Here is a 25,430-nt window from a genome sequence, read left to right on the forward strand (position 1 = left end):
ATTTGTCATTATACCAATTGCATTAAAGATATGATCTTGTTGTGCGTGGAGAAAATTAATTGAAACAAGCACAGGTGAGCATTTAATTAATGGGATTGGTATAGCCTATCGCTTGGGCATTAACTTATATAGCTAGGAGCATTACGATTGACCAACGTCGATATATCAGCCATTTGGGACCAGCGAAAATCTACGGCGCCAACGCTGCGCCAGCAAGATCACCGCACTATTTATCAACGTGACCGCGCACGAATTTTGCATTCCGCCGCCTTTCGACGCTTGCAGGCAAAAACTCAGGTTGTTGGCATTGGCCAAAGTGATTTTTATCGGACCCGACTAACCCATTCGCTCGAAGTCGCGCAAATAGGCGCTGGTATCAACGCCCAACTCCGATTAAAATATCCACACTTAGCCACCGCATTGAAAGACGACATGCTCGTTGAAGCGCTGGGCCTCGCACACGACATTGGTCATCCGGCTTTTGGCCATGGTGGCGAAATAGCGCTTAATTTTATGATGCGCCACCACGGCGGTTTTGAAGGCAATGGTCAAACTTTCCGGATTTTAACGCGGCTGGAGCCTTATACCGAACACCATGGCATGAATTTGTCGCGCCGTACCTTACTGGGAGTCTTAAAATACCCGGTATTGCACGACCAAGTTGTAGGCCAATACAATGACACAAACATCAATAATTTCAGACAACTAAAAGCACATAACTGGTTACCACCCAAGGCGCTATTCGATGTCGACAGTTCAAATTTAGATTGGGTATTAGCCCCACTCAGCACCCACGACCGCGAACTTTTCACCCAGACAATGCCAGGTGCTGGCATTCACTTAAGCAGCTGTCATAAATCGCTCGACTGTTCAATTATGGAGCTGGCTGATGATATTGCCTATTCGGTGCATGATCTCGAAGATGCGATTGTGATGGCGACCGTTAATCTTAACCAGTGGCAACAAGATGTGGTCAGCCAAATTGACTCCTTAGCCGACAACTGGATTAGTCAGCACATTCATGACATTACCAAGCAGTTATTTGGCCCGGAGCAATTTAAACGTAAAGATGCAATTGGTCAGTTAGTCAATGCTTTAATTACCGCGATAGAAATAACCGAATTACCCCAATTTGAGCAGCCGTTACTGCGATATAATGCCAAATTAAAGCCAACTTATGCCAAAGTACTCGAGATATTGAAGCAGTTTGTGCAGCAGCGCGTGATTAACAAACCAGAATTTCAAGCGATGGAATATAAAGGCCAACAAATTGTGATGGAGTTATTTGAAGCCTTCGCCTCTGATCCATACCGCTTATTACCTGATAATACTAAGCAGCGTTGGAAAAATGCTCAAGATAAAAAAGATCAGGTGCAAATGCGAATTATCGCCGATTATATTTCAGGCATGACCGACGAATTTGCCGCCAAACTTTACCATAATCTGTTTACCCCAAAAGGTCATAGCTTATTTTAATCTGGTGGGGCTAGTGCGTATAATAGCGGCTATCAGATTAGCTAGTTCGTAAAACGGTAAAGTAAAAATGAATCAACAATGCCCCTGTGGCTCTTTGGTGCCCTACATAAGTTGCTGTCACCCCCTGCATAGCGGTGCGCGCCTTGCTGGCGATGCCAAACTATTAATGAAAAGCCGTTATTGTGCTTTTGCCAAACTGGCGGTTGACTATTTAGTCGCTACTCATTCTCCACCAACTCGCGACACGATTTCTAAAGTCGATATTGGGCAATGGGCTAAAAGTTGTCAGTGGTTAGCGCTAGAAGTAATAAATTTCAGTCAAACGGCAACCACAGCACAAGTCGAGTTTGTCGCTTGGTATAAAGAAAATGACAAGGTGCAATGCCTGCATGATCTGTCACACTTTACTTTAGAACCTGTCGATCCGCTGTTAACCGCGATTAGCGATCAGCCGATGCTAAAAACTCACGCTTGGTATTACCACAGTTCAACGCCGCCTAAAGTTCCGCGCACTGTGCCTAAACGCAATGATGCCTGTATTTGTGGTAGCGGTAAGAAATTCAAGAAATGTTGTGATAGTTAACTAATGTGACTGGCTCTGTTGTACTAATGTATTGCGAAGCTAGCCACATTTAAGGTGAACATATCTAATGTGATTGGCCAAAGTGATTAGTTGTAGACTCGATTAAGCGCCGCGGCATAATTTTGCTGCTGCCCTATTACTACATCAGGTATTAAACGCTCAAATTGTTGTGTTTGGTAGTCGCCGGTAAATCTTTGCGCAGTAATCACGTCAAGGCTATCAAAAACATCGGCTGCGATGCCATGTTTTTTATCCAACTCGAAGCTGAGTGGTTCTGGCGCTAAACAATGGCGTAAGCGCGCCGCTAATAAACCATGTTCTTTGGCCAGCAGACCGCATTCAAGTGACTGTATTTCACCCTCAAAATCTGAAACGAGTGGTTGTGGTGACGGCACTGAAAATTTATCGGCTAAAGACGGTTGATCGTCAGTTGAAGCAATTGTTGTATTTGAGGCTAAATGAAATTGAGCTTGGTCCTGAACATCTTGCGACATTAGTGCTAATAGCAATGAAAAGTTAGCGCGGTCGTTTACCACACTGCTGTTCAATTGTTGCCCTAACTGGAGTTCGTTGGATAAAATCCGCTCGATTTGCATATTATTAATACGGTAGTTGCTGTTAATTAATATATCGGCCAACCGAATGAAAACTTTATTAAAAAAAGTTAAATAAACCGCTTTACCTGCGGCCAAAACTCCTCTATTATTCGCCGCACTTGAGATGGAGGGGTTCCCGAGTGGCCAAAGGGATCAGACTGTAAATCTGACGGCTCAGCCTTCGGTGGTTCGAATCCACCTCCCTCCACCACTCAAGTCTATTCTCATTATTGTTCCAAATTACATCGACGCTATATCAGCGCTAACCTTAAAATTAAAATCTAAAACATTTCCGTAACTAGATTAACAAAATCAGACGCTCTTCTAGTCATCATATGACCAAAAGTAATGTTAATTGTCGTATCATCTAAATTAAACTCACTATTGTAGTCTTTTAATTCTGCCTTTGGCTTAATCATAATACTTGAAACAGCCGCGATCTCTTCTTTGTAATCGGCATCGTCTTGGCAAATTTTCATCATTGCTTCAAGTGATGCTACAGCCCGCTCTCCGGCTTGAGAAATGACCCACTGCTTCTTATAACGCTCTTATTTTATCGTTGCTTTGTTCGCTTTAATCATCGCTTTATAATCATCCCATACAAAGGCAACGGCCAGCTTGTCATTGCCACAACTTGCATGCACTTTTATCAGTTGCGCCGCGACACTTTCGTCAGCAGCACGCATTGCTTTTTCATCTTGTATCCTTGCTATAGTTTATTAAAAAGAGTCGTAAATGGCTTGGTCGCTACGTTCTGGCAAGTTGGTCGCCAATAGCGATCAATAGGGTCTCATTTTCTAACACAACCTGGTGCTGCTCCATATTGTCTGAAATAGTGACTTGTATTTATTTTATGTCTTTAACAGCTTCTAAGTAGTCGGCATCTAATAGACAAACTTTTTCTAAAGCCTTGAGATAAGCGGCGAGTTTAGCAGGAGTTGTTCTCAAACCATTCTGTTTAAATTCCTTCCAATTAATATTAACGGAAATCGTAGTTTGGCAGCTGTTTTCTAATTGCTTTTTTTCCTGTTTAATCAGTTTAGCGGCGGCGACCTTGCTAACGACTTTTAACTGCCGATCTGGATATTGTGCTTTTACCCGTCGTTCTTGAACAACATCAGCATTGCCAACATAAATGACACGGGTGACCGTGTCATTATCAATAAAAACTTCTGCAAAAGAGACGGCGGAGCCATATATTAACGCCTGATGTTTATTACTGCGCATATTAACAATGGGCAAGCCAATCAACTTATAGTTAAAACCATTGCCAAGATCATTTTTTTAATTTTTTATACAGTAATGTTTGATTGTCGTAATGATGTTCAAACACGCGATAATTGATATAACGCACAATGTGATATTTGTTGATAATTTAGCAATTTTCGCATGCTGTGCCGACAATCTTTTTAATCAGCGTCACAATCATCGAAAGTATTCGTCATCTTAATCAAGAAATAACAATAAGCCCTTTATAAATCTCTACTATATGTTAAGTTTTATAAAGTTAATAACAATCGGATCTTATTATTGTTGATGGAAAAAATCCCGTACGATCAGCTGAAATTTTTATTAGTCGACCCCCAACGTCCTTTTCATATGATGATGAAAGGGATTTTAGCTAATTTTGGGGTTAAAAAACTGAGCTTTGCTGAAACTGGCGAGGCTGCAGTACGAATGTGCCGGGCTGAAAATTTCAATATTTTATTAGTTGAATATAATTTAGGCGCCAATAAAAATGGTCGCCAATTACTTGAAGAAATTAGAACGCTTAAGCTTATCAAACCCGATGCCTTATTTATTATAATATCGGGTGAAACCAGTCGTGCTGCTGTATTAGGCACAATGGAAATGCAACCCGATGATTATATTATTAAGCCATTTTCCCAGCGCTTACTTGATAACCGTTTGCAAAAAGCTTGGTCAAAACGTCATGCTATGAGTCCAATTTATTATTGCCTACAAAAAGGTGACTACCTTCACGCGATAGCTGCCTGCAAAAGCTTAATCAAAGAAAAAAATCGCTATAGCGCTTTTTGTTTAGAAATGATGACAGGTTTCATGTGCCATGAAGGTCAATTTGAAGAAGCCGAGGTTATTTTAAACTCCGTGCTAAAAGAACGAGACCTGCAATGGGCGAAAATTAATATGGCTCGGGTCCATTTAGGCTTTAATCGGTGCGATCAAGCAAAGCAGATCTTAACCACCATCCTGAGCAAACAATCAACCAACGTTGAAGCACTCGACTTATTAGCTCAAGTACAATTAGCCGCAGGCAATACCCCTGACGCTCAAACAACGTTAAAACGCAGCATTGATATTTCCCCTCACTCGATGAAACGACACCGACAGATGGTTGATGTCGCTACCATTAATGGTGATTTAAGCTTGGTAAAAGACAGCTATGGCAAATTACTGCAACTTAGTCGCCGCTCTGTGCATGCTGGCACCTCAAACTTATCAAATTACGCGAGAAGCATTATCGACGTTGTTGAAAATTGTGAAGAAAAAAATGATATTACCAAGCTTCAAAATGAATTAAATATTACGTTACAACGCGCTAAAACCGAAGAGGGTCGTAATCTTCCCTATTCATACAGCTGTCTTGAAGGAGTGCTGCAAGCACAATTACAGGCTGCTAAAGGTGAAAAACTAAAAGCAAAGAAAACCTTGATGGAAGCTATTCACTCTTTTTGCGATGAAAATGATCAATGGGAATTACCCAATGAACTCGCCCCTGATGCCTGCCTTACGCTGATTCATATTGACGAAATTGATCTGGCGAAAAAGTTCGCCGCCCAACTGACCGATGATGCTAAAGTTATCGCCCAGATTAATGCCAAACTCACCGATGAAGACAGTGCTAAACGTCATCGAGAGTTTAATAAAATAACCAAAGCTGGTATCGAAGCTTATACCAATAGCAATAACCTAGCAGCACTCGAATTATTCGAGCAGGCTATTACTCTATCACCAGTCAATTCAGGTGCAGCACTCAATTTATTTCAAGTTCAAACTCGATTAATGCAAGATCATAAAAAACATATCAAGCCAATATTACCGCAGTGTAAGGAAACTTTAAGACTGCTTAATGGTGTTCGCCTCACGAATGCCCATGCAAAACGCTACACTAAAATAAAACGGGAATACGACGAAATACTTCGTCGCCAGAAAAAGTAATAACTAATAACGAATAAGTCGGAGTAACTCGGTTAAGAAATGATAAAATAATTTCTTAACCGAGTTATCAATCACGTGCGCTCTACAGCTCACTATTATCGAGCCGTAACCGGACAAATCAGCTTAATTAACCCTCGCCTTTCATTCCTTATTGTTATATCATTATTCCTTTTTGGAATATAGAGCTAAGCATGAGCAGAACCTGGGTAAACCAAGCCGTCGCAAAAATAGAATCTGATTTTCATCGCAGTGCCGATACTCACTTACTTAAAATTGATGTTCCCGCCTTTGCTGATATTGCCTTATATATTAAAGATGAATCGACTCATCCTACTGGCAGCCTTAAACATAGATTGGCACGTTCATTATTTTTATATGGCTTATGTAATGGTTGGATCAATAAAAACACCACAATAATTGAAGCTTCATCAGGTAGTACTGCGGTGTCAGAAGCCTATTTTGCGCGGTTACTCGGCTTGCCTTTTATTGCCGTAATGCCTGCGACAACCTCACAAGAAAAAATTAAAAAGATAAACTTTTATGGCGGTCAATGTCATTTGGTCGATGACCCGAGCACTTTATATCAAGAATCTCACCGGTTAGCGCGCGAAACCAACGGTCATTTTATGGATCAATTTACCTATGCCGAACGAGCCACCGATTGGCGTAGCAATAACAATATTGCCGAAAGTATCTTTGAGCAACTGGCCAAAGAACAGCACCCTGAGCCAACGTGGATTGTTACCGGCGCAGGCACTGGTGGTACAAGTGCGACCATTGGCCGTTATATCCGTTATAACCAACTCACGACTAAACTGCATGTTGTTGATCCTGAAAATTCGGCTTTTTATGATGGTTTCATCAACAAAGATCCCTCTTTCACCATTAATTCAAGTTCTAAAATTGAAGGTATTGGTCGACCGCAAGTCGAGCTGTCTTTTGTGCCTGGTGTCATTGATACGATGCAAAAAGTACCAGATGCCGCTTCGGTCGCCGCGGTGCTATTTCTGGAGAAAGTGCTGGGGCGTCAATGTGGCGGCTCAACCGGCACCAATTTTTACGGGGTAATTCATTTGCTACGGCAAATGCAGCAACAACAGCAAACAGGCTCTATTGTCACGCTGATTTGCGATGATGGCTCGCGTTATCAGCACAGTTATTACAACCAAGCTTGGCGCGCTAAGCACAATATTGACGTCGAACCTTATTTGGTTCAACTAGAAACGTTTTGGGCCACCGGACAGTGGTCTGAGATAGCATAACTCGCCACACTGCAGCTGGTACTTTACAAGCCCAGTAATAAACCCTAGCCGAGCAATAACTCACTCTTGCTCGGTTAAATTGACCGATAATTTTTACTACTGGGCACAGTTTACGTCTTCACTAAATAAAGACACTGTTCTGACGGCAACGTCAACGGATAAGGCTCAATAATAAAACCAGCCGCCAAATAAGCGTTAATTGCTTTATTGTTATGTGCCATCACAAATAACGAACAGTCGGTTAGCGCCAACTCTTTTAGCCCTCTCGCGCATAAACGAGTTAACAGCTGAGTAACAATTCCCTGACCACGCGCCGAAGGTTTAACCACTAACCGAGCCAAATGACACTTACCTAACCGCTGATAATATTGACCAAACGCAACCATGCTTGAGTCATCAGCGATTAATGCAAACGATGGCCGCGCATCGAGCATCAGATTTTGAGCGAATGAGTCCTTCTCAAACGGGTAACGAAAGTCTGGCCCAGCCCAATCAATAATTTGTTGCTGATTTTCAAACCAACTCATCAATTGTTTTTGGTGGTCCGTGGTAACGGCCAGTAGTTTCATCGATTCGCTCTCAACTTAGATCTAATGATTACTGAATATCTAAATATTTGTGGGTTTGAATCGACAACCACCAATTACGGGCAATACACGTATCGATCGCCAGTTTAGTGGCTCGGTTTTGCTGACTAATCGGCTGCAGGTAAACTTTTTTAGCGGCTAACTGTTCAGGGCTTAGTCGTGCTAACAGCGCATCAAGCTCATCAATATGGCGCTGCATTGCCACTGGGTGTTTAATTTCATTGGCACGAACTAACGCGCTGTCTAAAATTTTAAAGCCCCCTTTCATCGCAACCTTAGGCGACACCGTAACATGACAGCTCGCAGCAACTTTAATTTCAAAGGTGCCCGACGTTTCAATTTGACAGCTAAAGCCACTGCTAATCAACTTGGTCGTTAGCTCAACCAAATCATATAAACATGGCTCGCCGCCAGTTAATACAATATGTCGCGCCTGGTAAGTCAGTAAATGAGTCACTAAGTGATCAATTTCAACGTCACACCAGCTATCACCATCACCGCCTTTTGCGACGACGGTTTCAAAGGTGGTTTTATCCTCTGGTTTTAAATACCAGCTATGTTTGGTATCACACCAGGCGCAGCCCACTGGACAGCCTTGTAATCTGACAAAGATTGAGGGTGCGCCGGTAAAAGAGCCTTCCCCTTGAATTGATTCAAATATTTCATTTAGTGGTAGCTTGGTCATACTCATTTGCTTAAAGTTCGCGTAAACTGGCGCGTATTATACGTATATAGCCCTTGGACAAGCAACATGAAACAAAAAGTCGTCGTCATCTATTCTGGTGGAATGGACTCATTTACCGTACTTCATAAAGCCATTGAACAAGGCAAAGATGTTTATCCTTTAACCTTCAACTACGGCCAACGCCATAGCAAAGAAATTGACTATGCTGCGCGGGTTTGTCAAGAGCTCGCCGTACCGCACAAAGTCGTTGATATTAGTGCTATTAATCAACTAATGACCGGCTCGTCGCTCACGGTTGACAGCGACCTCGATATTCCACAAGGCCATTACGAAGAAGACAGCATGAAATCGACCGTGGTGCCAAACCGCAACATGGTCTTGCTATCGATGGCTATTGCCTATGCAGTATCAATCGACGCCAATGCCGTCTATTACGGCGCGCACAGTGGCGATCACGCCATTTACCCCGATTGTCGTCCTGAGTTTGTGCATAAGATGAATGAAGTCTCGCAAATTGCTAACTATGAGCCAGTCGATATCGTGTCGCCTTATATTGCCAATAACAAAATAGAAATATTAGCCGATGGCCTGCGCATGGGTCTTGATTATGGCAAGTCTTGGACTTGTTATAACGGCCGTGAAAAAGCCTGTGGTGTTTGTGGTTCTTGTGTTGAGCGTCTTGAAGCCTTTAGCGCCAATGATTTATCTGACCCACTTAGCTACGAATAATACCGGCTATTTTGTCATACCAGATAGCGTCAGTATTAATTAGCAAAGCGACTCTTTAAATAAAGCCTGCCACGCTCAATTGATATAATCATGGTGACTGATTATCTGGTGACGGCTAATGTAGGCTACTACACGGCGCTCGGCGAGTTCGACCTTAGAGCTGCTTAGCGCTGATTGTGCACTTGCACTTTCAAGGCTTATTCGGGTAACAGCAATGTTATATTGCTCTATTAAGACAGACGCAACTCGTTGAGCTCGAGCCATTGCCATCATTTGGTTGGCATCTTTTAAACCTCTGGTACTGGTATGGCCGATTAAGCTCAAGCGGGCTAACGGATAACGATTGAGTTGTTTAGCAACTACTTCTATTGTTTTATTGTATCGTGGATGAATATAGGCAGAGCCTGATTTAAACGGTATATTCAGTAAGATCCGTTTTACTTTCATCACCACTTGTTGGCACCCCATGCTATCAACTTTGAGCGCTAATTTGGTCTGTGGACATTTATCGCGGGCATTTATCACACCATCACGGTCATCATCAGCTAATTCATTTGCCCATAAGCTCATTGACATACCACTGCTACAGATCAGTAAAATTACCAGTATTACTCTCATCAAATCCACTACCACAACTATTTGTTTTTATTGTGATAACAATACCATTTCTGCCGGTTAATTGACCTATTTCACTTATTAAAATTAACAATTATTTCTTTGCTTTATTTTTCTACGTACTAATACCATTAATTGCATTTAATAATTGACCTCTTGTGCTAGTTTAAATCAACAATAAGGCTACCGCGTCCTGCTCGCGCCCCTTACCTACGTCCTGTAGGCAACTGCGTACCTCTCAATCCCAATAGCCAGCTATTGGTCATTCAAGCGCCTTGTTCTTGCTAATTCCCCCTGTGCACAACAAGATCATACCTTTAATACAATTGGCTCTGTTCACTTTAAATGTAGCTAGCTTCGCAATACATTGAAAGTGTTGGTGTTTGATAAAGCAAGCTTGTGCAGCATGGATGCTGCGCCAGAGCCTCCATGGAAGGATTTACGGCGACTTGCTGTTCAAATGGCAACTCTTTAGTACAACAGAGCCAATACAATTGGGACTAATACAGAACCAGTTGTCGCTGATACGCCATGTCCGATGCCAAAAAACAAAAAAGCCAGCATAAATGCTGGCTTTTTATCGTGATAGTTAAACGTTACTGACCTTTAACTTCTGATAAACCATTATAAGGTGCATTGCTACCTAGTGCTTCTTCAATGCGAATTAGCTGGTTATATTTAGCAACACGATCACTACGACTTAGTGAACCTGTTTTAATTTGGCCCGCTGCCGTGCCAACCGCTAAATCAGCAATAAAGGTATCTTCTGTTTCACCAGAGCGATGTGAAATAACCACGGTAAAACCAGCATCTTTCGCCATTTTTATTGCTTCAAGCGTTTCGGTAAGCGTACCAATTTGGTTGTATTTAATTAAGATTGAGTTAGCAATCCCATTTTCAATACCACGAGTTAAAATCTTAGTATTAGTAACAAATAAATCGTCACCCACCAGCTGCACTTTATCACCTAATTTTGCGGTTAAGCTCGCCCAGCCATCCCAATCGCTTTCGTCTAAGCCATCTTCAATTGAAACAATTGGGTATTGCTCAGATAAATCTTTAAGGTAATCACCAAACTCTTCTGCAGAAAACACCTTGTCATCACCTTTAAGGTGATATTGACCGTCTTGGTAAAATTCTGACGCAGCACAATCAAGCGCTAAGGTAATATCTTTGCCTAGCTCGTAACCTGCCAAAGCAACCGCTTCTTTGATTACCGCTAGTGCTTCAGCGTTCGAACCAAGATCTGGTGCAAATCCGCCTTCATCACCAACCGCAGTATTGTAACCCTTACCACTTAATACTTTTTTCAAGGTATGGAATACTTCAGCGCCCATCCGTAACCCTTCGGTGAACGTTTTAGCGCCAACAGGCTGGATCATAAATTCTTGAATGTCGACGTTGTTGTCTGCGTGCTCACCACCATTAATGATGTTCATCATTGGTAATGGCATTGAGTATATACCGGCAGAACCATTAAGTTCGCTGATGTGTTGATACAAAGGAATACGCTTGTCTGAAGCGGCAGCACGGGCTGCAGCCAAAGAAACGGCCAAAATTGCATTAGCGCCAAAGGTTGCTTTGTTTTCGGTGCCATCTAATTTAATCATTAGTTGATCAAGTTCGGCTTGAGCGTTAGCGTCTTTACCTAAAATAGCTTCGCTAATTGGTCCATTAACCGCAGAAACAGCTTTTAACACCCCTTTGCCTAAATAACGGCCTTTGTCACCATCACGTAATTCTAATGCTTCACGAGAACCTGTTGATGCCCCTGACGGTGCACAACAAATACCAATAGCACCAGACTCAAGATGAATTTCAGCTTCAACCGTTGGGTTGCCGCGTGAATCCATAATTTCACGACCTATAACTTTAACAATCTTAGACATTTTATATTCTCTTTGATATCAATAATAAAAATAATAATACCCGTTGTATTAATTAAGCGATCAATATTTATAGCGAGGATAAATGATCATCTCTTTAGTGCAATTGGTATAACTGATGGTTTCACAACAACTATTTGTCATGATACACCTAAAAATGTTGCTTTGGGAAATTCATCACATAATAAAAAACCGCTCGAAAGCGGTTTAAGGTATTAATCTTGTTGGTATTGAGTTGCTGCTGCAACAAAACCTTCAAATAGCGGATGACCATCGCGCGGGGTTGAGGTGAATTCCGGATGGAATTGACCGGCAACAAACCAACGGTGATCTTTGAGCTCAATAATCTCGACCAGTTTTTTGTCTGCTGACAAACCGGTGAAGCTTAACCCTGCAGCTTTAAGTTTTTCAACGTAGTTATTGTTTACTTCAAAGCGATGACGATGACGTTCCATACACGTTGTTGCACCGTATACTTGGGCAACTTTAGAACCTTCTTCAAGGTGACAAAGTTGAGCACCTACTCGCATGGTTCCACCAAGATCAGATTTAGTATCACGTTGTTCAACCTGACCATCTTCGTCTAACCATTCAGTGATTAAACCAACGACTGGATGTTCTGTTTCTTTGTTAAATTCGGTGCTGTTCGCATTTTCCAACAAGGCAACATTTCGAGCATACTCAATTAACGCCACTTGCATGCCTAAACAAATACCTAAATAAGGCACATCGTTTTCACGGGCGAATTTAGCCGCTAATATTTTACCTTCGATCCCGCGATCACCAAAACCACCAGGAACTAAAATACCGTCCATGTCTTTTAGAATGTCGGTGCCTTTAGACTCAAGATCTTGCGAGTCAACGTAGTTAATTTTTACATTAACGCCATTTTTCAATCCCGCATGTTTTAATGCTTCATTAACCGACTTATAAGCATCAGGTAATTGAATATATTTACCGACCATTGCAATATTGACCAGACCAGTCGCATTGGCTTCTTCAGAAACAACTTGCTCCCATTCTTTTAAATCAGCTTCAGGGCATTCAATGCCAAAACGCTCAATCACCAACTTGTCTAGGCCTTGCGCTTTTAATAGCGCAGGGATTTTATAGATACTGTCCATGTCTGGCAGTGAAATAACCGCTTTTTCAGTCACGTTAGTAAATAATGAAATCTTTGAACGTTCATGTGCAGGAATGCCAACTTCTGAACGACAAACCAAAATGTCAGGCTGAACACCAATCGAACGTAATTCTTTAACTGAATGCTGAGTTGGCTTAGTTTTCACTTCACCAGATGCTTTTAAGTATGGTACTAGTGTCAGGTGCATAAACATCGCATGATCACGTCCAACTTCAACACCTAATTGACGAATGGCTTCAATAAATGGTTGTGATTCGATATCACCAACCGTTCCGCCTAATTCAACAATAGCAATGTCGACGCCTTTACAACCAGCAACAATACGATCTTTCATCGCATTAGTGATATGAGGAATAACCTGAATAGTTGCACCTAGGTAATCACCACGGCGTTCTTTACGAAGTACTTCTTCATAAATACGGCCAGTCGTAAAGTTGTTGCCTTTAGTCATCTTGGTGCGAATGAAACGCTCATAGTGACCAAGATCTAGATCGGTCTCGGCGCCATCTTCGGTCACGAAAACTTCACCGTGTTGAATCGGGCTCATCGTGCCCGGGTCAACGTTAATGTATGGGTCTAACTTCATCATGGTAACTTTTAAGCCACGTGCTTCTAAAATGGCAGCCAATGATGCGGCAGCAATACCTTTACCTAGCGAAGATACAACTCCGCCCGTCACAAAAATATATTTCGTTGTCATGTTTAACCTGAAGATCCGAATGTTGAGAATTTGAGTAAGTAACTTCACTAAATAGCTTGCGCTTAGCTTAAACAATGAGATTGTAAAAACAAAAGATATTGAAGTACTAGGACGGGAGAGTATTCTATCAAAAAACGCGATTTAGAACAATTGAAAAACTGGGTTAATCACAAGTTTTCGACATTTTTTCCTGCGCCTTAACTTGATCCCACATTTGATCCATTTGAGTCAATGACGCTTGCTCGGTAGTTAGATCCTGTTGCTGCAACAATTGCTCAACGCCACGAAAGCGTCGCTCAAACTTTATATTGGCATTACGCAACGCTTGTTCGGGGTCAACGTGCTGTGAGCGAACCAAGTTAACGACTGCAAATAACAAGTCGCCGAGCTCTTCATTCACTTTAACCGGATCAACTTGCTTGGCGACCAGTTCTTGTTCTACTTCGAGCAACTCTTCTTTTATCTTGTCCATTGAGCCGTGCCAGGTTGGCCAATCAAAACCATGATGAGCTACTCGCTTTTGAATTTTCGCCGCCCGACTAAGTGCAGGCATATTGGACGGTATATCATCAAGCAAACTGATGTGTTGATTATCACTAAGCTGCGCGCGTTCTTTGGCTTTTTCATTTTCCCAATTCGCGTTAAGCTGACTCTCGTTACTAAAGGTACCAGAACCAAAGACATGTGGATGACGCCGAATCAGTTTGGCACAGATGTTATTGACGACATCATTAAAATCGAAACGTTGTTGCTCTTGGCCTAACTGGGCATAAAAAATCACCTGAAACAGTAAATCGCCCAATTCGCCAGGCAATTGATCAAAGGCTTTGCGTTCGATAGCGTCGGCTACTTCATAGGCTTCCTCAATCGTGTGTTTAACAATCGAGCCGAAGTCTTGCTTTAGATCCCAGGGACAGCCCGTTTGAGGATCACGTAATTGCGCCATAATATCTAGCAAGTCAGCCATCTGATAGCGGCTTGGATCGGTCTGGAAATCACTCATGTATAATTCTTCGTTAGCAAGATGATGCGGCCAGTTTACGTGAGTGCCTCAGACATACATAGTGCAATGTAAACTTAAGTGCAATGTAAAAAGCAAAAGTGCAGCGTAAGCATAAGTGCAGTGTAAGCATAAGTGCAGTGTAAACTTAAAATACAAATGGCGGGAATCCAAACCAGAGCATATTGGCCAAATTAGGATTAATTACCTTATTTCGTCCGTTGGTTTATGTGGGCTCTGTTTCTGGTCTGGCTTGCCAAGCAAGCCATTGAATAAATCCATTGGCATCGGAAATAAAATGGTCGAATTTTTTTCGCCAGCAATTTCGGTCAAGGTCTGTAAATAACGTAATAATATAGCATTGGGTTGGGTTGATAATTGGGTCGCAGCTTCAACCAATTTAGCTGAAGCTTCAAGTTCTCCCGAGGCATGAATCACCTTTGCTCGCCTTGTTCGTTCGGCTTCTGCTTGACGTGCTATCGCCCGGATCATTGTTTCATTTAAATCGACATGCTTTATCTCAACATTAGATACCTTAATGCCCCAGCCATCGGTGCGAATATCAAGGATCGCTTGAATGTCGGCATTAAGTATATCGCGGTTAGCTAACATTTCATCAAGTTCATGTTGCCCTAATACAGATCGCAGCGTCGTTTGCGCCAATTGTGACGTCGCCTGCAGAAAGTCTTCGACATTGATAATCGCTTTTTGAGCATCAATGACCCGAAAATAAATAACCGCATTGACTCGCACCGACACATTGTCACGGCTTATCACATCTTGACTTGGCACATCCATCACCACCGTGCGTAGGTCTACTCGCACCATTTGCTGAATAATCGGGATCACGATGATTAATCCAGGCCCTTTGACTAGTTGAAACCGGCCTAATAGAAAAATCACACCGCGTTCATATTCCCTTAACACCCTAAAAACACTAAAGATAAAGATTAGAAACAGCAAAATTAAAGCCGCAGTAATAAGCATCTCAGTATCTAAATTAAAGCCTTTCATTTCAATCTCCTGCTGACATTTTGTTACTGCTAGCCAGGCGTTGAGAGACTTGCAAGCGCAAGCCATCTATTGCTGTAACAACCACTATTTGCCCCGGTTGTAGCGGTTCGTCGCAGCAAGCTGCCCAACGTTCGCCATTTAACAAGACATATCCTTGTTGATTAAATTCGTCGGTCACCTGCGCCAAGGCTCCAACAATTTCTTCGGTGCCACTGACCACCGCGTTATGACGGGAGCGCCACAACATTCCCAGCAACAGCACGATAAATAAAGCAGAAACAAGTGCTATGGCGACAATCAGTTCAATAGCAATCTGAAATTGCTGAAGCTCGGTATCGATCAAAAAAATTGAGCCGAGAATAAAGGCTATCAAGCCTCCAATACCAAAGACCCCAAAACTTGGGGCCATCGATTCAACCACCATCAAAGTGAGGCCAAGCAATAACAAACCAAAACCGGCGTAATTAAGCGGCAGCATTTGAAATGCATACAAGCCAATGAATAATGAAATAGCGCCGGTTATTCCAGCAATTCCGACACCAGGGCTATAAAATTCGAGCAATAAACCATAAACCCCCACTAACATCAGGATGTAGGCAATATTAGGGTTAGTAATGGTTGCAATAAATTGACTGCGCCAATCGGGATCACGATAGTCTAATTGGGCATCAGCGAGAGACAAAGCAGCTTTGTTTTGATTAATTTTTAACGCTGGATTGGCCAAAGCACTCAACAAGTGCTCTGGTGACTGGGCCATTAAGTCGATGACATTTTTATCTAACGCTTCTGCAGCAGTCAATGTTGCGGCTTGTGACACGGCCAATTCGGCCCACTCTTCATTGCGCTGGCGCAATTGTGCCAATGAACGTATATAAGCAATGGAATCATTTAGTATTTTATTTTCCATGGCTGATGGTTTGGCATTTGGCTGCTGTTCTTTGGCACCCGCAGATGGCCCCGCAATCATGACCGGCGTTGCAGCCCCGAGGGTCGTCGCGGTTGCCATTGCTGCCACATGGCAAGCATAAAGCAAGTAGGTGCCAGCGCTGGCGGCCCGTGCACCTTGTGGGTAAACCAAACAGACAATTGGAATGTTAGAACTTAAAATACCCTGATTAATATCACGTAAACTTGAGCTTAAACCGCCTGGGGTGTCGATCGTGATGATAATAATAGGAGTTTGATTCAGAAGGTTTATCGCGGAGATTTCTCGCAATAAATAATCACTAACAGCCGGGCCAATCGCGCCGTCAATTGACAACACAGGAACGATGACCACAGGTTTAGTGGCGGTCTCGACTTCGGCACGTACCACCAGAACATTAAGTAGCAGGCAACCCAATAAGAATATTCTAATTAGCGTTCGATACATTAGCGCAACCCAACAGCAATTACCCGCTCATTATAGCTCATTTAACCAGCAACTACTAACCGCTATTCTAGCTGGCAAGACGAACAAAACATCGCTATTGGCATTAATTGCTATCAGGCATATACTTTAGGTTCTCCCTTTAATTAAAGGATAGAACCATGAGCATTCCCATTCGTGTTGGTGAGTACCTTAGTCAGCAACAAGTCAGCTTCGACACCGTTAGCCATATTAGTTCCACTAGCTCAATTAGCACCGCTATCGCGTCGAAAATCCCAGCCGCCAACATCGCTAAAGCCGTGATTTTAGAAGATCATCAAGGTCGATATTTAATGGCGATATTACCGGCCGATCGGAAAATAAGTTTGCATAAATTACAAACTGAACTCGATATGAGTTTGCATTTGGTCCAGCAATCGCAGCTCGACAAAATGTTTACTGATTGCGATCAAGGCGCTATTCCGGCGTTAAATCAGCCTTATCATATCAATGCCGTATACGACGATACCTTAACCGAGCTAGCTGATGTTTACCTAGAGGGCGGCGATCATCGCACCCTGATCCACCTCAACCAGCAACAATTTGCCCAGTTAATGCTCCATACTAAGCATTATTGCTTTAGCAGCCAGATGGTTCATTAATTAACATTAGCTATGTTCATCTTAGATGTTGATATGTGCATAATCGATTGAAAGTGTTGGTATTTAAAAAATAATCTTGAGCAGCATAGATGCGGTTCCAGAGCCCAGAACGAAGGTAGAACCGTGATGCCAGCGGCATAACGAAGTCCGCCGAAGTAGCGATGGGTTTACGGCGACTTGCTGTTCAAATGGCAACACTGTAGTACAACATAGCTATTAGCATTCGATTGCACAACAGCTACTTAGGTTGATGGCTCGGTGCGTCATCTTTTTGGTATATTCATTCGTCGTTAAGCCACCATGGTGTCTAATCAGTTCAAATTAAAATCTGTGGTTCGCTTCATTAAATTTAACGGCTAAGTTAAATATTAATATGTTTGATATCACAAGCATGCTTGGCTGCTATCGATTAACGGTACACCTGGTGGTTTGAGATTAGCGGTGACAACATATTACTTAGATTTAATCTTTAATAAGTGAATTTACTTTTTATCTCTGTTCAAAAACACAAGGAAATATTAATGAAAAAATTAATCGTAGCCGCTGCTTTAGTGCTTATCCCGATGTCTCAAGCAATGGCCGATCAAAATATTGGTTGTGGTCTAGGTTCAATGGCTTTTGAGGGACAAACCGGCTTAGCACCAAAGGTGCTAGGGGCAACCACCAACGGAACTTCTGGTAATCAAACGTTTGGCATTACTTTTGGTACGTTAGGCTGTTCTTCTGATGGCGCAATTACTTCTCGTGAAACTCTTGCACTTTTTATCGATGGCAACATGGATAACCTAGCGCGCGATATCGCGAAAGGCCAAGGCGAAACACTAGCAACATTATCAGAAGTATGGGGCATCAAAGCTCAAGATAAAGCGGCCTTTTCAGCGTTCACTCAAGCGAACTTCGCTAAGGTGTTTAGTACTGGCAACGTCACTTCGCAGCAAGTATTTGACAACCTCAATGCCTTACTTGCTCAAGACTCTAAGCTTGCAAGTTATACCCTAGCTTAATCCATCCGGTTCGTCCGGACATATTCACTAGCAATGGTAATTTATGCGTGTCAAAGTGACAGTAATTAATCTTCGCTTTGACAAATGACAGCTATATGCTAAAGAATATTATTATAATCCTTTGATAAAGAGCTCCTTATGGGGCCTTTTTGTATACGATGCTAAACACTAAATTTTATTTTTTAACGATTCTTGTTGTAATCGCTCATGTGACCAACGCCACTGAAGTAAGCCAATTGGCCAATCAAGGCTATTGGCTCAAGTTAGGACACTATGGTCCGGCAACTCAAACTCGCTGGAAAAGCACCATCGACAATCCTGATTTTTTTCTTGCGGCGCAAGGAAAAACCAACCCCAAAGCTGAATTGGTGGCTACTATCGCTGCTTTTAAACATTCAGATGGCAGCAACATTGCTTGTCGTTATCCGGCAAGGTATCAATGGTTAAAATCAAAACTAAACACCAACTGGCCTCAGCTCAACTGTCCCAAATTATCGCAATGGCGCCAAACTATCGATCCTAAAGGCATCACTTTGGTGTTTCCTACCGCTTTTATGAATAGTCCATCATCGATGTTTGGTCACACCTTATTGCGAATTGACGCCAATGGACAGAATCGTGACCGTGAATTAGTCGCTTTTGCGGTTAATTTTGCTGCCGCGCCTGATGAGAGTGATAACGCAGCACTATTTGCGTTCAAGGGATTGATCGGCCAATACCCCGGCGCCTTTTCGCTGATGCCTTACTACCAAAAAGTTCGTGAATATAGCGATTTGGAATCGCGTGATATTTGGGAATATCAACTCAACTTTTCCCCTGAGCAAGTTCAACGTATTTTGCTACATTTATGGGAACTGGTTGACGCCAGATTCGATTATTATTTTCTTGACGAAAACTGCTCTTATCAGCTGTTAGCGCTACTGCAATTGGGCAGCGAAGAGTTAGATTTGGTCTCGTCCTTTAAATTTTCAGCGATTCCATCAGAGACAGTAGCGGTACTAAAGCAGCACGGCTTACTTAATCCGCCCCAATATCGCCCTGCTCTTGGTACCAAACTGCTTCATTATGCTCAGTCGATTAATCCAGCACAGTTTAATGCCAGCGCAGATATCGTACAGTATAATCGGTCCGTGCCAGACTCATTTACGATTAGCGAACAAGCGGCCATTTTAGAAATGAGCTATGAATGGCTCAATTACAATTTTTATGATCAAGGTCTAGCTCGCCGTGAGATTGCGCCACGCCTGACCAATTTATTATATCAGCGTAGTCTACTAAAAGTAGCATCACCCTACTCCGAGCCAACTCAGCCCTTGTATTCACCAGACACAGGGCATGGTTCGGCCAGAATTGGCGTTGGCATCAGTCAAGTTGATGGTCAGTCTACTGAGCTAGACCTGAGTTGGCGACTGGCTTACCATGATTTATTTGACCGAGCTGGCGGATTTATTGCGGGTGCTCAAATTAGCTTCCTAGATACTCGCTTAAGCATTGATCACACAGGAGACAGCAAGCTCGAGCAGCTCTATTTGCTCGACGCGATGTCGCTTGCTCCGCACAACAGAATATTTAATAGCTGGTCATGGAATGTTCGCGCCGGATTCGACCGTCAACCTGCAGTCAATAAACAAAGCGGACGCTGGTTTGCTCAGGCAGGTTATGGCAAGTCATGGGGCGATCCTCGTCAGATCCACGGGTATTTACTTGGCTCTGCCGAAGTTAATCGCGGCAGCATCACCCAAAGCACCGAACCTGGGCTGGGGGCTGAAACTGGCATTATTTGGCAACTCAATCCCCAACATAAGCTAGGGTTCACTGCTTACCACGGCATATTGTTCAACAGTATTAATGATAATCATACGATCACCAAGCTCATTTGGCATTGGGCGCCACGGGTCGATTGGGCTCTGCGTTCACAAATCAATTATCAGCAATGGAGCAGCTCGCAATTACAAGCGCAATTAACTGCGTTATATTATTTTTAACCTCAATCTACATAGTAAGGGCCGACCATGACTAAAAGACTATTTTTAGGGATTAGCCCTGACAGTGACCAAGTAGCGCCCCTAGCAGCACTGCAACAGCAACTAGCGCCAACAGGTCGGCCTGCTAGGTTAGCCAATTTACATATGACGCTGTTTTATCTCGGCCAATGCGACCATGACCTTTGCCATGCAATTACCATGGCGATAAGTCAATTGCCGTTGGCGCAATTTTCGGTCAGTTTAACCACGCTTGAGTTATGGCAAAAACCTAAAATAATCTGCTTCGCAGGCATTGCTCAAGATTGTGTATTAAGCCAGCTGGTATATGATCTGGAAACAATAGCGGTAAGTCTTGGTTTAGATCCTGCCCCGCATAAGTACCGTCCACACATCACGTTGATCCGTAAAGCCAAAACATTACCTTGCTTAACGTCAATAAATACTTTGACGTTAAAACCGCAACAGTTACATTTATATCATTCAGTTAGCAGCCCAATGGGCGTTCAATATCATATTATTAAGTCGTGGCCGCTCAGATAATCAAGCAACCATAAATTTATGCTTAGTCCTTACACTTATATCTACTTGCGGTATCCTGACTTTGTCACAAATATAATGACCAATTGGCATAGCCGATGTCGCGACGGGATTAACTGGCAGCGATCGCCAGTTTAGATTTACTCTTTTTCGCTTACATCAGCCTGTTGTGTTCTGACTTTGTCACAAATATATTGGCCAATTGGAATAGCCGATGTCGCGGCAGGTGAAGGCGCATTGCAAACATGCAAACTACGGGCACTAGTGGCAAACAAAAAGTCATGCACCAATGAGCCATCACTCATCACGGCTTGCGCTCTAACACCCGCTGGGTAGGGTTTTAGATCTGCCGTCGTCAACCGGGGGCAATATTTTTGGACTAATTTTAAGTAACCTGGTTTATAGAGTGAGTTTTTAGTCTCGATTAATCCGGTTTTAAAATTATTTTTTAACACCCGCCAAAAACCACTAAAGCAAAACATTTGCCAGACATCGTATAAGCTGAGATTAAATCGTCCGTAACCCTCTCGCTTCCACCCTTGCACCGCATTTGGACCAACCGTGACCCGGCCATCAATCATCCGCGTTAAATGCACCCCGAGAAAAGGTAAGTCGGGATCAGGGATTGGATAAATTAGGTGGTTAACGATCTGATTGTACTTTGCTGGCAATTGGTAGTATTCACCACGAAATGGAATAATTTGAAAATCAGTTTTAATGCCAAGCATTTTGGTGACACGATCGGCCATTAAGCCCGAACAAGTGATCAGAAAATGCGTTTCAAAGCGAGATACGATGTCTGTATGTTTGGCCTCAACCACCACTTTATCATGGTGCTCTTGCAAGCCTATAACTTGGTGACCAAGGCGGATTTCGCCACCGAGGTCACTAAAACACTGCGCCATTTGTCGGGTAATTTGCTGATAATTAACAATCGCAGTATCTTTAACAAAAATTGCACCTAGCCCACTAATATTAGGTTCACGGGCTTTTAACTGGGCTTGGTCAAGCATTTCAACCGCAATAGCATTTTGCTGACAACGCAGAAATAATACGTGCATTCGTTCAACTTCAACGGCAGTCGTTGCCACCAATAACTTGCCACAACGATCGTAGGGGATCTGATATTGATCGCAAAAATCAATGGTGGCCGCCACGCCTTGTTTGCAAAATTTGGCTTTGAGGCTGCCTGGGGCATAATAAACTCCTGCGTGGATCACACCACTATTATGCCCTGTTTGATGTTGTGAAAATTGTTGTTCTTTTTCTAATAACAAAATCTTTTTATCAGGATAACGTTGTTGCAGCTGCCAAGCGGTAGCCATACCGACAATGCCGCCACCAATAATAATATAATCGTAGATCATTGAACGATAAGCTCCTTTAAACCCCTAATGCGAGCACTGATAATATCCTGTTTTATCGTCAGTTTCCCCTAAATTAAAGGTTACTTAAGCTGTTCAATTGATATTTCTGCACCAGGGCCAAGCGGTTGACCATAGCTAAATTCGACATAGTTACCGTTAGGATCGACCACCCCACAATAATAACCGACCGGAAATGGTTCCTGCACTGGCGGCCATATCAAAATACCCTGCTGTTTAGCCATAAGCGCTATTTGGTCTACCTCGATTTTGGTCGCAACAGCAAAACCAAGGTGTCCAAAATCAGTCGATGACTGGGTGCGTTTTTCGCCACCACCGAGTAATACCAACACCCATTCCTGAGCACGGCCAAATTCAGCTAACCAGATCACCTCACTGTGTCTATTGTGACGACGGTGAATGATCTCAAGTTGGCAATATTCCTGATAAAACAACACGCTAGAATCAACATTTTTGACATGTAAAGCAATATGGGTTAGTTGTGGTTTCATTTAGAACACCTATCGGTACAGCACCTGCCGCTGCTTTTTATTCAAGTCGAATAATATCTTGCGCGACAAAAATACTGCTAGGATCGGGTAACTGCCACGCATTATAACTGTGAACACGGCCATCGCAGACCGAGATAATCAGATAATTGAGCCCAATTATCGCATGCTGACGATCGAACTCAGATGGTAAATCGGAGTGGTTAGGGTGAGAATGAACGACGCAAATAATCTGCAAATTGAGTTCTAAAGCTTCTGCAGCAACCTGCTGAAACAGTTGAGGATCAACCGAAAATCGCCAGCGGCAATGGGGGGTAAAAGTCGGCTCACATGCAACGTAAAAACGGCCATTAACATCATTAGGTTTATTAGAATTAGGATAGTTGCCATTAAGATGATCGTCAGCCACTGTGCTGCCGACAATGAAACCACAACATTCTTTGGGAAAACTGATGCGTGCATGTTTTAGCATGTCGGACCGAATAACATCAGTGATATACATTGCCATAATAAACCAAACCCTATTCTAATCTAATAGTCACGATACTATCTAGCTATCTATTTACCTATCTACCGACAAATAAGTACACAAATCTGAATCAACGTATCGATATAATAAAGCAAGAATAGTCGCCGGACACAATTTAATCAAACTCAAAAAAACAAGCGAGTGCTGCCTAATTTATTGTGGTGATCGGGCTTCGATATATTAACAAGGTAATTGCAGTGTCTAACTGCTTGAGCTTGGTATTTCGAGATAAGAATGGGGATGGGGATCAAACAGTAAACTATTGACGTCGCAAGCCGACGTCAATAGTTCAACGCTGCATTATTTTGCAGCGAGTGCTTTCATCGCGGTAAGCATCAGCACAAAAACAGCAGAGGTAACAGCTAACGCCATCAGTAATTGACCAGTAAAGCCTAAAACGATAAAACCAATCACCGAAATAAAGGCAGTCGCTAATGCATATGGTAGCTGTGATCGAACATGATCAATATGATCACAGCGCGCACCGGTCGATGACAAAATAGTCGTATCTGAAATTGGCGAACAGTGATCACCAAACACACTGCCAGCAAGAACGGCACTAAGCATCGGCAGCATTAAACTAATATCGGTATTTGCGGCCATATCTCCGGCAATCGGCAACATAATACCAAACGTGCCCCATGAGGTGCCCGTGGCAAATGCCATAATACCAGCCAAAATAAATAAGATAACTGGTAACCACTCTAAGTCGATATTGCCTTGCACTAAAGATGATAAGTACGCGCCAGTATGCATGTCGCTGATCACGCTACCGATAGTCCACGCGAAGAATAAAATAATTATCGCACCAAACATCGATTTTGCACCAACCCAGCTGGCGTGAAGAATCAAGCTTGCTGCTGTTTTTTGGCGGATTAAACAAAGCATGATCATCGCTAAAGCAACCAAAGCGCCATAACATAACGATGAACCAACATCAGTATTCTCAAAACCGCCAATCAAGCTAAACGCAATATTTTTTTCTGCCAGCGCTTGCCCACCTGAATACAACATAAAAAATAATGTCGCAAAGATCAGAGAAACTATCGGTAAGATCAGATTATAAACGCTGCCTTTAGGACTTTCTTCAATACCGTATTCATCGATTAAATCAGCACCCGTTTTACCGGTATTATCTAAGCCATTAAGCTCTGCTTGGTATTCGTGTTGCTTCATCAAACCAATATCAAGTTTGAACCAAATCACCGCAAAGACCATCAACAATGTAAATATTGCATAGAAGTTCATTGGGATCAGCATTGCATATGCACCCAACGCCGAATATTCGGTTACACCATGGCCAATTAAGATGCCGCTGATGATAGTCATAATATACGCGCCCCAACTAGACAACGGCATTAAGATGCACATTGGCGCTGCGGTTGAGTCAAGAATATAGGCCAGCTTTGAACGAGAAATGTTGTGGCGATCGGTAACCGGACGAGCAATTGCGCCAACGGCTAAACTATTGAAGTAATCATCAATAAAGATAAATACGCCTAATACAGCCGCTAATAAAGAAGCGCCACGCTTGCTTTTTATTCGGGTTAAAGCCCAATTAGCAAAAGCGCGCGTACCACCAGACAATGTAATGAGTGCCGTAATGATCCCCAATAATAACAAGAAAGAGACAATGCTCATATTCCAGCTGTTGATGCCATCTTCGGTGATGACAACCGCACGCACCTTATCAAATACATAACTTGCGCTGTCAACCAACCCAAAATCTGTCAATAATAAAGCGCCTAATAAAACGCCAAAACCTAAAGAGAGTAATACTTTTCGGGTTACCACTGCTAAGGTCAGCGCCAGTAACGCTGGCAGCACCGATAAAGGCGATGTTGCAAAATCAATTAATGTCATATTGTACAGATTCAAAGAAATAATCGCGCGACAATAAACGCCAGCACATATTTTAGCAAGCCCAACACAAGAGAGGTTGATCTGGTGCACAGTTTAAAAATAAAAATTAACTTACCGCCAGGTTATTCACTCAATAAATCGCCATATTGGCTCGGATCCCTCAGAAAATTAT

25 protein-coding genes and 1 tRNA gene are annotated in these 25,430 nt (G+C 42.7%); 10 read left to right on the forward strand and 16 right to left on the reverse strand.

Annotation, left to right across the window (positions count from 1 at the left end; translation table 11 throughout):
• The first annotated feature begins 162 nt into the window (after positions 1–162).
• Positions 163–1,476, forward strand: a complete 1,314-nt coding sequence (locus HRU23_13580; protein ID NRA55169.1) for a deoxyguanosinetriphosphate triphosphohydrolase family protein — start codon at positions 163–165, stop codon at positions 1,474–1,476.
• Between the two features lie 67 nt (positions 1,477–1,543).
• The gene (locus HRU23_13585; protein NRA55170.1) at positions 1,544–2,059 is read left to right on the forward strand and encodes an SEC-C domain-containing protein; all 516 of its coding nucleotides are present in this window, start codon (positions 1,544–1,546) and stop codon (positions 2,057–2,059) included.
• Positions 2,060–2,145: 86 nt separating this feature from the next.
• Here HRU23_13585 and HRU23_13590 read toward each other — a convergent pair whose 3' ends face one another.
• Positions 2,146–2,751 carry a hypothetical protein gene (locus HRU23_13590; protein NRA55171.1) on the reverse strand — a complete coding sequence of 202 codons (606 nt, stop codon included), beginning with the start codon at positions 2,749–2,751 and terminating at the stop codon, positions 2,146–2,148.
• Positions 2,752–2,781: 30 nt separating this feature from the next.
• Between HRU23_13590 and HRU23_13595 the strand changes: the two genes are divergently transcribed.
• Positions 2,782–2,866, forward strand: a tRNA-Tyr gene (locus HRU23_13595).
• A 70-nt stretch (positions 2,867–2,936) separates the two neighbouring features.
• Here HRU23_13595 and HRU23_13600 read toward each other — a convergent pair.
• From HRU23_13600 to HRU23_13610, 3 genes are all read right to left on the reverse strand, one after another.
• Positions 2,937–3,134 (reverse strand): hypothetical protein, encoded by a 198-nt coding sequence (locus HRU23_13600; protein ID NRA55172.1) that lies wholly within the window; start codon positions 3,132–3,134, stop codon positions 2,937–2,939.
• Positions 3,135–3,203: 69 nt separating this feature from the next.
• Entirely contained in the window at positions 3,204–3,341 is a 138-nt protein-coding gene (locus tag HRU23_13605) for a hypothetical protein (GenBank protein NRA55173.1), read from the reverse strand.
• A gap of 160 nt (positions 3,342–3,501) precedes the next feature.
• Entirely contained in the window at positions 3,502–3,882 is a 381-nt protein-coding gene (locus HRU23_13610) for a hypothetical protein (protein ID NRA55174.1), read from the reverse strand.
• 309 nt (positions 3,883–4,191) lie between these two features.
• Here HRU23_13610 and HRU23_13615 point away from each other — a divergent pair, with 309 nt between their 5' ends.
• Together HRU23_13615 and HRU23_13620 are read left to right on the forward strand one after the other, a co-directional pair.
• Positions 4,192–5,835, forward strand: a complete 1,644-nt coding sequence (locus HRU23_13615) for a tetratricopeptide repeat protein (protein NRA55175.1) — start codon at positions 4,192–4,194, stop codon at positions 5,833–5,835.
• Between the two features lie 191 nt (positions 5,836–6,026).
• On the forward strand, positions 6,027–7,097 hold the full coding sequence (locus tag HRU23_13620) for a PLP-dependent cysteine synthase family protein (GenBank protein NRA55176.1): 1,071 nt from the start codon (positions 6,027–6,029) through the stop codon (positions 7,095–7,097).
• A gap of 110 nt (positions 7,098–7,207) precedes the next feature.
• Here HRU23_13620 and HRU23_13625 read toward each other — a convergent pair whose 3' ends face one another.
• Positions 7,208–7,666 (reverse strand): GNAT family N-acetyltransferase, encoded by a 459-nt coding sequence (locus tag HRU23_13625; GenBank protein NRA55177.1) that lies wholly within the window; start codon positions 7,664–7,666, stop codon positions 7,208–7,210.
• Between the two features lie 28 nt (positions 7,667–7,694).
• Positions 7,695–8,369 carry a 7-carboxy-7-deazaguanine synthase QueE gene (gene queE / locus HRU23_13630; protein ID NRA55178.1) on the reverse strand — a complete coding sequence of 225 codons (675 nt, stop codon included), beginning with the start codon at positions 8,367–8,369 and terminating at the stop codon, positions 7,695–7,697.
• 66 nt (positions 8,370–8,435) lie between these two features.
• Between queE and queC the strand changes: the two genes are divergently transcribed.
• Positions 8,436–9,098, forward strand: coding sequence for a 7-cyano-7-deazaguanine synthase QueC (gene queC / locus HRU23_13635; protein ID NRA55179.1), 663 nt, complete (start codon positions 8,436–8,438; stop codon positions 9,096–9,098).
• A 75-nt stretch (positions 9,099–9,173) separates the two neighbouring features.
• On the opposite strand, the gene HRU23_13640 is transcribed toward queC, so the two are convergent.
• The 6 genes from HRU23_13640 to HRU23_13665 all read right to left on the reverse strand — a co-directional run bounded on the left by HRU23_13640 (position 9,174) and on the right by HRU23_13665 (position 16,829).
• Complete coding sequence (locus HRU23_13640; protein NRA55180.1) at positions 9,174–9,668, reverse strand: OmpA family protein; 495 nt, start codon at positions 9,666–9,668, stop codon at positions 9,174–9,176.
• Positions 9,669–10,309: 641 nt separating this feature from the next.
• Complete coding sequence (gene eno, locus HRU23_13645) at positions 10,310–11,602, reverse strand: phosphopyruvate hydratase (protein ID NRA55181.1); 1,293 nt, start codon at positions 11,600–11,602, stop codon at positions 10,310–10,312.
• Positions 11,603–11,814: 212 nt separating this feature from the next.
• On the reverse strand, positions 11,815–13,443 hold the full coding sequence (locus tag HRU23_13650) for a CTP synthase (GenBank protein ID NRA55182.1): 1,629 nt from the start codon (positions 13,441–13,443) through the stop codon (positions 11,815–11,817).
• 163 nt (positions 13,444–13,606) lie between these two features.
• Positions 13,607–14,446 carry a nucleoside triphosphate pyrophosphohydrolase gene (gene mazG / locus HRU23_13655; GenBank protein ID NRA55183.1) on the reverse strand — a complete coding sequence of 280 codons (840 nt, stop codon included), beginning with the start codon at positions 14,444–14,446 and terminating at the stop codon, positions 13,607–13,609.
• Positions 14,447–14,647: 201 nt separating this feature from the next.
• Entirely contained in the window at positions 14,648–15,457 is an 810-nt protein-coding gene (locus tag HRU23_13660; GenBank protein NRA55184.1) for a slipin family protein, read from the reverse strand.
• A gap of 1 nt (position 15,458) precedes the next feature.
• Entirely contained in the window at positions 15,459–16,829 is a 1,371-nt protein-coding gene (locus HRU23_13665; protein ID NRA55185.1) for a nodulation protein NfeD, read from the reverse strand.
• Between the two features lie 158 nt (positions 16,830–16,987).
• Between HRU23_13665 and HRU23_13670 the strand changes: the two genes are divergently transcribed.
• The 4 genes from HRU23_13670 to thpR all read left to right on the forward strand — a co-directional run bounded on the left by HRU23_13670 (position 16,988) and on the right by thpR (position 20,996).
• On the forward strand, positions 16,988–17,467 hold the full coding sequence (locus tag HRU23_13670; protein ID NRA55186.1) for a YbaK/EbsC family protein: 480 nt from the start codon (positions 16,988–16,990) through the stop codon (positions 17,465–17,467).
• 521 nt (positions 17,468–17,988) lie between these two features.
• Positions 17,989–18,471 (forward strand): DUF3015 domain-containing protein, encoded by a 483-nt coding sequence (locus HRU23_13675; GenBank protein NRA55187.1) that lies wholly within the window; start codon positions 17,989–17,991, stop codon positions 18,469–18,471.
• 158 nt (positions 18,472–18,629) lie between these two features.
• Entirely contained in the window at positions 18,630–20,456 is a 1,827-nt protein-coding gene (locus HRU23_13680; protein ID NRA55188.1) for a DUF4105 domain-containing protein, read from the forward strand.
• A gap of 27 nt (positions 20,457–20,483) precedes the next feature.
• Positions 20,484–20,996: an RNA 2',3'-cyclic phosphodiesterase gene (gene thpR, locus HRU23_13685; GenBank protein ID NRA55189.1), complete on the forward strand. Its 513-nt coding sequence runs from the start codon at positions 20,484–20,486 to the stop codon at positions 20,994–20,996.
• Positions 20,997–21,133: 137 nt separating this feature from the next.
• Here the strand turns inward: thpR and lhgO are convergent, their stop codons facing one another.
• The 4 genes from lhgO to HRU23_13705 form a co-directional block, all read right to left on the reverse strand.
• A complete protein-coding gene (lhgO, locus tag HRU23_13690) occupies positions 21,134–22,360 on the reverse strand; it encodes an L-2-hydroxyglutarate oxidase (GenBank protein ID NRA55190.1) in 1,227 nt (408 codons plus the stop codon).
• Positions 22,361–22,440: 80 nt separating this feature from the next.
• A complete protein-coding gene (locus tag HRU23_13695; protein ID NRA55191.1) occupies positions 22,441–22,869 on the reverse strand; it encodes a VOC family protein in 429 nt (142 codons plus the stop codon).
• A 37-nt stretch (positions 22,870–22,906) separates the two neighbouring features.
• Entirely contained in the window at positions 22,907–23,374 is a 468-nt protein-coding gene (locus tag HRU23_13700) for a M67 family metallopeptidase (GenBank protein NRA55192.1), read from the reverse strand.
• 321 nt (positions 23,375–23,695) lie between these two features.
• The gene (locus HRU23_13705) at positions 23,696–25,258 is read right to left on the reverse strand and encodes a Na+/H+ antiporter NhaC family protein (protein NRA55193.1); all 1,563 of its coding nucleotides are present in this window, start codon (positions 25,256–25,258) and stop codon (positions 23,696–23,698) included.
• Positions 25,259–25,430: the final 172 nt, after the last annotated feature.

This window comes from Gammaproteobacteria bacterium (assembly GCA_013214945.1).
Lineage (GTDB): Bacteria > Pseudomonadota > Gammaproteobacteria > Enterobacterales > Psychrobiaceae > Psychrobium.